Genomic DNA, 8,293 nt, shown 5'->3' with positions numbered 1-8,293 from the left:
GCCCGGACCCCAGCGGTCCGGGCCGGGGCCCTGTCGTGCTCCGACCGGCCCAGCCCGCTCCCGCCTGCCCGCCCCCATCGGGTGAATCGGCGAGGCCGCCGAGTGTGCGTGCGCCGCTCCCGCGCGGTTGGCAGAACCATGACGCGCGGGGGCAGGCGCAGGAGGTGTCACCGGTGAGCGATGAGGAACCAGGCGGCGGCGGAGGCCGGAGCGGTCCCCGGGCCAGGGCCCGGCCGGACTATCTGCGGACGAAGACGATCGAGCAGTCCATCCAGGACACCGAGGAACCCGAGCACGCCCTCACCCGGTCGCTGTCCGCCCTGGACCTCACGGTCTTCGGCGTCGGCGTCATCATCGGCACCGGCATCTTCGTGCTCACCGGGGCCGTCGCCAAGGAGCAGGCGGGCCCGGCGACCGCGCTGGCCTTCGTGGTCGCGGGCGTGGTGTGCGCACTGGCCGCGCTGTGCTACGCCGAGTTCGCCTCGACCGTGCCGGTGGCCGGGTCCGCGTACACCTTCTCGTACGCCTCGCTCGGCGAACTGCCCGCCTGGATCATCGGCTGGGACCTGGTCCTGGAGTTCGCGCTCGGCACCGCCGTGGTCGCGGTCGGCTGGGCCGGGTACGTACGCTCGCTCCTGGACAACGCCGGGTGGCGGCTGCCCGCCGTGCTCTCCGGCCCGGACGAGGCGAGCGGCTTCACCTTCGACATCCTCGCCGCCGCCCTGGTGCTGGTGCTGACCGCGATCCTGGTCCTCGGCATGAAGCTGTCCGCGCGCGTCACCTCCGTGGTGGTGGCGGTGAAGGTGACCGTCGTCCTGCTCGTCATCATCGCGGGCTCCTTCTTCATCGACGCGGACAACTACCGGCCGTTCATCCCGGAGGCGCAGGGCACGCTCTCCGCCTCCGGGCTGCGGGCGCCGCTGATCCAGCTGATGGCCGGGTACGAGCCGACGACCTTCGGTGTCGCCGGGATCTTCACCGCCGCCGCCGTGGTCTTCTTCGCGTTCATCGGCTTCGACGTGGTGGCCACCGCGGCGGAGGAGACCAAGCACCCGCAGCACGACATGCCGCGCGGCATCCTCGGCTCGCTCTTCATCTGCACCGCGCTCTATGTCGCGGTGTCCATCGTGGTCACCGGCATGCAGAAGTACACCCGGCTGACGATCGACGCCCCGCTCGCCGACGCCTTCAAGGCGACCGGCCACCCCTTCTACGCGGGCCTCATCAGCTTCGGCGCCGCGGTCGGGCTCACCACCGTGTGCATGATCCTGCTGCTGGGCCAGACCCGGGTCTTCTTCGCGATGAGCCGCGACGGGCTGCTGCCGAGGTTCTTCGCCAAGGTGCATCCGCGGTTCGGCACCCCGTACCGCTCGACGGTCCTGCTGGGCGTCCTGATCGCGGTGGTCGCCGGGTTCACCAGCATCTCGGAACTGGCGGCCCTGGTGAACATCGGCACCCTCTTCGCGTTCGTCGTCGTCGCGCTCGGCGTCATCGTCCTCCGCCGCACCCGCCCCGACCTGCCGCGCGCCTTCCGCACGCCGTGGGTGCCGGTGCTGCCCGCCGTCTCCGTGGCGGCGTCGCTGTGGCTGATGGTGAATCTGCCCGCGGAGACCTGGCTGCGGTTCGGGGTGTGGATGGTGCTGGGCGTCGTCGTCTACGTCCTGTACGGGCGCGGGCACAGCCGGGTGACCCGGTCGGGCACCCGCCGCTGACGCGCCGTCCTGACGCCGCGTCTATCCCCGGACGGCGCGCGGGCCCACGACCTCCGCGCCCAGCGCCGTCACCCGTTCCCGCAGCTCCCGGTCGGCCGTGACCACCAGACAGGGCCGCTCCGCCTCGCGCGCGGCCGTCAGCTCCACGATCAGGTCGTCCGCGCTCCCCGGCGCCGCCTCCACCCGTACGCCCTCGACGGGCTCCACGCCGCGCGCCGCGCCCTCCACCACCAGGACGATGTCCAGCGGCGGTTGACGGGCCCAGTCGGGGACGCCCGTGCGCTCCGGGACGCCGCTCACCGCGACCGCGCCGAGCCGGTCGCGCAGCCGCTCGGCGGCCCCGTGCCGGTCGCGCCACCAGCCGTCCGGGACCGAGCCGACCACGTTTGCCGCGTCCACGATGACGAGCCCGCCGAGACTACTCATAGACCAGGCAAAATACTATGGGCGAGAGGGATCAGGTAGATCGACGCGGGAAGGTTGGCGGCGGGCCATGGCGTTGCGGTTGCTCCGCGGCAAGGACGGCAGGCTCACGGCCTACGCATTGGTGGCAGGCGGTGTCGCCCGCTGGACCGAAGAACGCCGGGGCGGGCCGGACTGGACGGGCCCCTGGCGGATCGAGGTCCCCGGGCTGTCCCGGCTGACGGCCGCTCAGGGGGCCGACGGCTACGCGCATCTCGTGGGGCTACGGAGCACGGAGGGCAAGGACGGGCCACAGGTCGACCTCGTCCACGCGACCCAGTTCCAGACCGGCCGCGCGCTCACCGCGTGGCACTCCCTGGGCACCCCGCACCCCAAGGACCGCGCCAAGGCGGAGCGGATCGGCGAACCGGCCGCGGCGGTGGACTCCACGGGCGCGCTCCGCGTCTTCGTCCGCAACGCCGGGGGCGGGGTGAGCGCGCGGCGGCAGGACCCCAAGAAGGGGACGTGGGACCGCTGGACCGACTGGAAGGGTACGGACGTCCTGGACGGGCTGTCGGCGGCCGTGACCGCCGACGGCCGTCTCGAACTGTTCGCACCGTCCTGGAAGGGCGTCGCGCTGCGCTGGCACCAGCCCACGCCCGGCGCCGCCCCGAAGCGGGCCGAGGACATACCCGCCGACGCCCAGCCGGATTCGGCGTCCGCGGTGGAGACCAGCCCCGGCACCGTCACCCACTACTGGCGCGACGTCCGCAGCGGTGAGGTCCTGGCCTGGCGGCCGGACGCCCCGGCCCCCGCGCCGCTGGGCGGGCTGACGGGTGCCGGGCCGGTCGCCGCGCTGCGCGCCCCGGTGGACGGCCACGACTGCACCGTCCTGGCCCACCGCGACGCCACCAGCGGACGGCTGGCCGTCGCCGCGTATCCGGCGGAGGACGAGGCGGCGGGCGTGTGGTGGACACCGTCCGGCGACCCCGGCGCCCAGCACCCGGCGCTCGCGCTGGACGGGCAGGGGCTGGTGGTCCTGGCCGCGCTCGGGCCGGACGGCGGTCTGCTGGTGGCGCGTCAGAAGACGGACGAGCGCGGTCTCGCGCTGCGCGCCTGGTCCCGCGTAGGGGAATGACACGGGCGCCGGGCGGGCCGTCAGCCCACCCGGCGCCCATGAACGGCGCGGCGTACGGTGTTACGCCGGGACGCTCGCGATTCCCGGGGCCAGGAACGGCTTCCCGTTCACCCGCTCCGAGACGCCCTCACGGTCCAGGTACGGCGTCAGACCGCCCAGGTGGAAGGGCCACCCGGCGCCGGTGATCAGGCACAGGTCGATGTCCTGCGCCTCGGCGACGACGTCCTCGTCCAGCATGATGCCGATCTCCTGCGCGACGGCGTCCAGCACCCGGGCGCGCACCTGCTCCTCCGTCAGGACGGTCTCGCCCTGCTGCAGCAGCGCGGCGACCTCGGGGTCCAGCTCCGGCTTGCCGGAGTCGTAGACGTAGAAGCCGCGCTTGCCCGCCTCGACCACGCGCTTGAGGTTCTCGGAGACCGTGAAGCGCTCCGGGAAGGCGCCGTGCAGCGTCTCGGAGACATGCAGGCCGATGGCCGGGCCGACCAGCTCCAGCAGCACCAGCGGGGACATCGGCAGCCCGAGCGGTTCGACCGCGCGCTCCGCGACGTCGACCGGGGTGCCCTCGTCGATGACGTTCTGGATCTCGCCCATGAAGCGGGTCAGGATCCGGTTGACGACGAACGCCGGGGCGTCCTTGACCAGGACGGCGGTCTTCTTCAGCTTCTTGGCCACCCCGAAGGCCGTGGCCAGCGACGCGTCATCGGTCTGCTCACCGCGGACGATCTCCAGCAGCGGCAGGATCGCGACCGGGTTGAAGAAGTGGAAGCCGACGACCCGCTCGGGGTGCTGGAGCTTCGACGCCATCTCGCTGATCGACAGCGAGGAGGTGTTGGTGGCGAGGATGGCGTGCTCCGGCACGACCGCCTCGACCTCGGCGAACACCTGCTGCTTGACGCCCATCTCCTCGAAGACGGCCTCGATGACGAAGTCGGCGTCCCCGAAGGCGGCGGCCTTGTCCAGCGAACCGGTCACCGCGGCCTTGAGCCGGTTGGCCTTGTCCTGGTTGATCCGGCCCTTGAGCAGCAGCTTGTCGATCTCGCCGTGGACGTAGCCCACGCCCTTGTCGACGCGCTCCTGGTCGATGTCGGTCAGTACGACCGGCACCTCAAGGCGGCGCGCGAACAGCAGCGCCAGCTGCGAGGCCATCAGCCCCGCGCCCACCACGCCGACCTTGGAGACCGGGCGGGCCAGCGACTTGTCCGGGGCTCCGGCCGGCCGCTTGGCGCGCTTCTGCACCAGGTTGAAGGCGTAGATGCCGCTGCGCAGCTCGTCGCCCATGATGAGGTCGGCGAGCGCCTTCTCCTCGGCCTCGTAGCCACGGGCGAGGTCGCCGTTGCGGGCCGCGTCGATGATCTCCAGCGCGCGGTACGCGGCCGGGGCCGCCCCGTGCACCTTGCTGTCGGCGATGGCGCGGCCGCGTACGACGGCCTCGTGCCAGGCGTCGCCGCGGTCGATCTCGGGCCGGGTGATCTCGATCTCGCCCCGCAGGACGGCCGCGGTCCAGATCAGCGACTGCTCCAGGAAGTCCGCGCCCTCGAAGATGGCGTCCGCGATCCCGAGTTCGTAGACCTGCTTGCCGCCCAGCTGCTTGTTCTGGTTCAGCGAGTTCTCGATGATCACCGAGACCGCGCGGTCCGCGCCGATCAGGTTCGGCAGCAGGGTGCAGCCGCCCCAGCCGGGCACCAGGCCGAGGAAGACCTCGGGCAGCGAGAACGCGGGCAGCGCGGCCGAGACGGTGCGGTAGGCGCAGTGCAGACCGACCTCGACACCGCCGCCCATCGCCGCGCCGTTGTAGTACGCGAAGGTGGGCACGGCGAGGGTGGACAGCCGCTTGAAGACGTCGTGGCCGCCCTTGCCGATGGCGAGCGCGTCCTCGTGGCGCTTCAGCAGCTCCACGCCCTTGAGGTCGGCGCCGACGGCGAAGATGAACGGCTTGCCGGTGACGCCGACACCGGTGATCTCGCCGTCCGCGGCCTCCTTCTCCACCTGGTCGATCGCCGCGTTCAGGTTGGCGAGCGAGGCCGGGCCGAAGGTGGTGGGCTTGGTGTGGTCGAGACCGTTGTCCAGGGTGATGAGGGCGAAGCGGCCCGCGTCCTGGGGGAGGTCGAGGTGACGGACGTGCGCCTGCGTCACGACCTCGTCAGGGAACAGCTCGGCCGCGCCCTTGAGAAGCTCTGCGGTGGTAGTCACTTGTTCCCCTCGAAGTGCGGGTTCTCCCAGATCACGGTGCCGCCCATGCCGAAGCCGATGCACATGGTGGTGATGCCGTAGCGGACTTCCGGCTGCTCCTCGAACTGCCGGGCCAGCTGCGTCATCAGGCGGACGCCGGAGGAGGCGAGCGGGTGGCCGAAGGCGATCGCGCCGCCGTACTGGTTGACGCGCGGGTCGTCGTCCGCGATGCCGTAGTGGTCCAGGAACGACAGGACCTGGACGGCGAAGGCCTCGTTGATCTCGAAGAGGCCGATGTCATCGATCGTCAGCCCGGCCTTGGCCAGGGCCTTGACGGTCGCCGGGACCGGGCCGTAGCCCATCACCTCGGGCTCGACGCCCGCGAAGGCGAACGACACCAGGCGCATCCGGACCGGCAGCTCCAGCTCCCGGGCGAAGTCCTCGGAGGCGATCAGGGAGGCGGTGGCGCCGTCGTTGAGCCCCGCGGAGTTGCCCGCGGTGACCCGGCCGTGCGGCCGGAACGGGGTCTTCAGCGTGGCCAGGTTCTCCAGCGTGGTGCCCGGGCGCATCGGCTCGTCGGAGGTCGCGAGCCCCCAGCCGGTCTCGCCGCCCTCGGGGGTGGTGCGGCGCACCGAGACCGGCACCAGGTCCTGCTGGATCTTGCCGTTGGCGTACGCCTTGGCGGCCTTCTCCTGGCTGCGCACCGCGAACTCGTCGGCGCGCTGCTTGGTGAGGTGCGGCAGCCGGTCGTGCAGGTTCTCGGCCGTCATGCCCATGAAGAGGGCCGACTCGTCGACCAGCTTCTCGGAGACGAACCGCGGGTTCGGGTCGACGCCCTCGCCCATCGGGTGGCGGCCCATGTGCTCCACGCCGCCCGCGACGACCGCGTCGTACGCGCCGAAGGCGATGGAGCCCGCGGTGGCGGTGACCGCGGTCATCGCACCGGCACACATCCGGTCGATCGAGTAGCCCGGGACGGACTGCGGCAGCCCGGCCAGGATGCCCGCGGTGCGGCCGATGGTCAGGCCCTGGTCCCCGATCTGGGTGGTCGCGGCGACGGCCACCTCGTCGATGCGCTCCGGCGGCAGATCCGGGTTGCGTCGCAGCAGCTCCCGGATGCACTTGACGACCAGATCGTCGGCGCGGGTCTCGTGGTAGATGCCCTTCGGGCCCGCCTTGCCGAACGGGGTACGGACGCCGTCGACGAAGACGACGTCCCTAGCGGTACGAGGCACGTTGGCTCTCCTCCAGGTGCGGGATGGCACTGCTGCGGGCACGCCATCGGCGCGCCTCCACACCCTCATGCTACTTATGAGTAACCACGCTGCCCAGTCTTCGCCGCCGTAGCGTCGAAGGTCACAGGTCAGGGCGGGGAGCCGAACGACAGAGGACCGGCGGCTCAGCCGCCGGTCCACGCGCGTCACATCACGCCGGAGGTCAGGTGGGCTCTGCCTCCAGAGCGCCGGTCAGGACCGCCGACACCTGGTCGATCTGCCAGGGACGGGCGCCATGAGCGGTGAGTACGTCCGCGACCGCGTCTGTCGTCGGCTCCGCCGGGGGCTCCCAGCACAGCCGCCGGACGGTGTCCGGGGCGATCAGGTTCTCCTGCGGCAGATTCAGCCGTTCGGCGAGCGACGTCACCGCCGCGCGGGCCGCCGAGAGCCGGGCCGCCGCCGCGGGGTCCTTGTCGGCCCAGGCGCGCGGCGGGGGCGGCCCTGCCACCGGCTGGCCGGGCTGCGGAAGTTCGGCCTCCGGCAGCTCCCGGGCCCGGTCCACCGCGGCCTGCCACTGCTCCAGCTGGCGGCGGCTCATCCGGTGGCCGAAGCCGCTGAGCGCGGACAGCGCCCGGGCGTTCACCGGCAGTGCCAGCGCGGCCTCCACGATCGCCGCGTCCCCCAGCACCTTGCCGGGCGATACGTCACGGCGCTGGGCGATCCGGTCCCGGGCCGTCCACAGCTCCCGCACCACGGCCATCTGCCGTCGTCGCCGGACCTTGTGCATCCCCGACGTACGTCGCCAGGGATCCTTGCGCGGCGGGGCGGGCGGGGCCGCGGCGATGGCCGCGAACTCCTGGTGCGCCCACTCCAGCTTCCCCTGCCGGGTCAGCTCCTCCTCCAGCGCGTCGCGCAGGTCGACCAGCAGCTCCACATCGAGCGCGGCGTAGTGCAGCCACGGCTCGGGGAGCGGGCGGGTCGACCAGTCGACGGCCGAATGACCCTTCTCCAGCGCGTAGCCGAGGATGTTCTCGACCATGGCGCCGAGCCCCACCCGGGCGAACCCGGCCAGCCGGCCCGCGAGTTCGGTGTCGAAGAGCCGGTCCGGGACCATGCCTATGTCACGCAGACACGGCAGATCCTGGGTCGCGGCGTGCAGCACCCACTCGGCGTCGGCGATGGCGGCGCCCAGACCCGACAGGTCGGGGCAGCCCACGGGGTCGATCAGTGCGGTCCCCGCTCCGGCCCGGCGCAGCTGGACCAGATAGGCCCGCTGTCCGTAGCGGTAGCCGGAGGCGCGCTCGGCGTCGACGGCGACGGGGCCGTGGCCCGCGGCGAAAGCCGCGACGACCTCGTCGAGCGCGTCCGGGCCGGCGATGACGGGCGGAATGCCCTCGCGCGGCTCCAGCAAGGGGACCGGCGCCGGGGGGAGGTCGTCCGGAGGAGCGCCCCCGGTGGTTCGCAGTGTCGTCTCTGCTGCGGTCTCTTGGGCGTCGGTCACCTGTCAAGGGTAGCTGTGTACGGCGCGTACACAGGCGCGCCGGGGCCGGACCGTGAGTGCCCCGTGGGCCCGGGGGGGGGGGGGGGGGGGGGCCCCCCGGGGGTCTCTGGGTTTTTGGGGGGGGCAGCGCGGCCGCGGCCAAGCCCGGCCCCGGGGC

6 protein-coding genes are annotated in these 8,293 nt (G+C 72.6%); 2 read left to right on the top strand and 4 right to left on the bottom strand.

What is annotated here, in order from left to right; genetic code table 11:
* The first annotated feature begins 164 nt into the window (after positions 1-164).
* On the top strand, positions 165-1,712 hold the full coding sequence (locus ACFV9T_RS42150) for an amino acid permease (RefSeq protein WP_385449054.1): 1,548 nt from the start codon (positions 165-167) through the stop codon (positions 1,710-1,712).
* A 21-nt stretch (positions 1,713-1,733) separates the two neighbouring features.
* On the opposite strand, the gene ACFV9T_RS42145 is transcribed toward ACFV9T_RS42150, so the two are convergent.
* The gene (locus tag ACFV9T_RS42145; protein ID WP_385449053.1) at positions 1,734-2,138 is read right to left on the bottom strand and encodes an NTP pyrophosphohydrolase; all 405 of its coding nucleotides are present in this window, start codon (positions 2,136-2,138) and stop codon (positions 1,734-1,736) included.
* 67 nt (positions 2,139-2,205) lie between these two features.
* Here ACFV9T_RS42145 and ACFV9T_RS42140 point away from each other — a divergent pair, with 67 nt between their 5' ends.
* Positions 2,206-3,252, top strand: coding sequence for a hypothetical protein (locus ACFV9T_RS42140; RefSeq protein ID WP_385449051.1), 1,047 nt, complete (start codon positions 2,206-2,208; stop codon positions 3,250-3,252).
* Between the two features lie 60 nt (positions 3,253-3,312).
* Here the strand turns inward: ACFV9T_RS42140 and ACFV9T_RS42135 are convergent, their stop codons facing one another.
* The 3 genes from ACFV9T_RS42135 to ACFV9T_RS42125 form a co-directional block, all read right to left on the bottom strand.
* Positions 3,313-5,442, bottom strand: coding sequence for a 3-hydroxyacyl-CoA dehydrogenase NAD-binding domain-containing protein (locus ACFV9T_RS42135; protein WP_385449048.1), 2,130 nt, complete (start codon positions 5,440-5,442; stop codon positions 3,313-3,315).
* The gene (locus ACFV9T_RS42130) at positions 5,439-6,656 is read right to left on the bottom strand and encodes a thiolase family protein (RefSeq protein WP_385449046.1); all 1,218 of its coding nucleotides are present in this window, start codon (positions 6,654-6,656) and stop codon (positions 5,439-5,441) included. Before ACFV9T_RS42130 ends, ACFV9T_RS42135 begins: the two co-directional genes overlap by 4 nt.
* 202 nt (positions 6,657-6,858) lie before the next feature.
* Entirely contained in the window at positions 6,859-8,136 is a 1,278-nt protein-coding gene (locus ACFV9T_RS42125; RefSeq protein ID WP_385449043.1) for an HRDC domain-containing protein, read from the bottom strand.
* Between the last annotated feature and the right edge of the window lie 157 nt (positions 8,137-8,293).

Origin of the sequence: Streptomyces sp. NPDC059850, from assembly GCF_042731515.1 — a bacterium.
GTDB lineage: Bacteria > Actinomycetota > Actinomycetes > Streptomycetales > Streptomycetaceae > Streptomyces.
The sequence above is the reverse complement of the archived record's forward strand: the minus strand, read 5'-3'. Positions and strand labels throughout refer to the sequence as shown.

Bases quoted from the DNA above. Each gene is read 5' to 3' on its own strand.
- ACFV9T_RS42145 (WP_385449053.1), bottom strand. From the start codon at position 2,138: ATGAGTAGTCTCGGCGGGCTCGTCATCGTGGACGCGGCAAACGTGGTC.
- ACFV9T_RS42140 (WP_385449051.1), top strand. From the start codon at position 2,206: ATGGCGTTGCGGTTGCTCCGCGGCAAGGACGGCAGGCTCACGGCCTAC.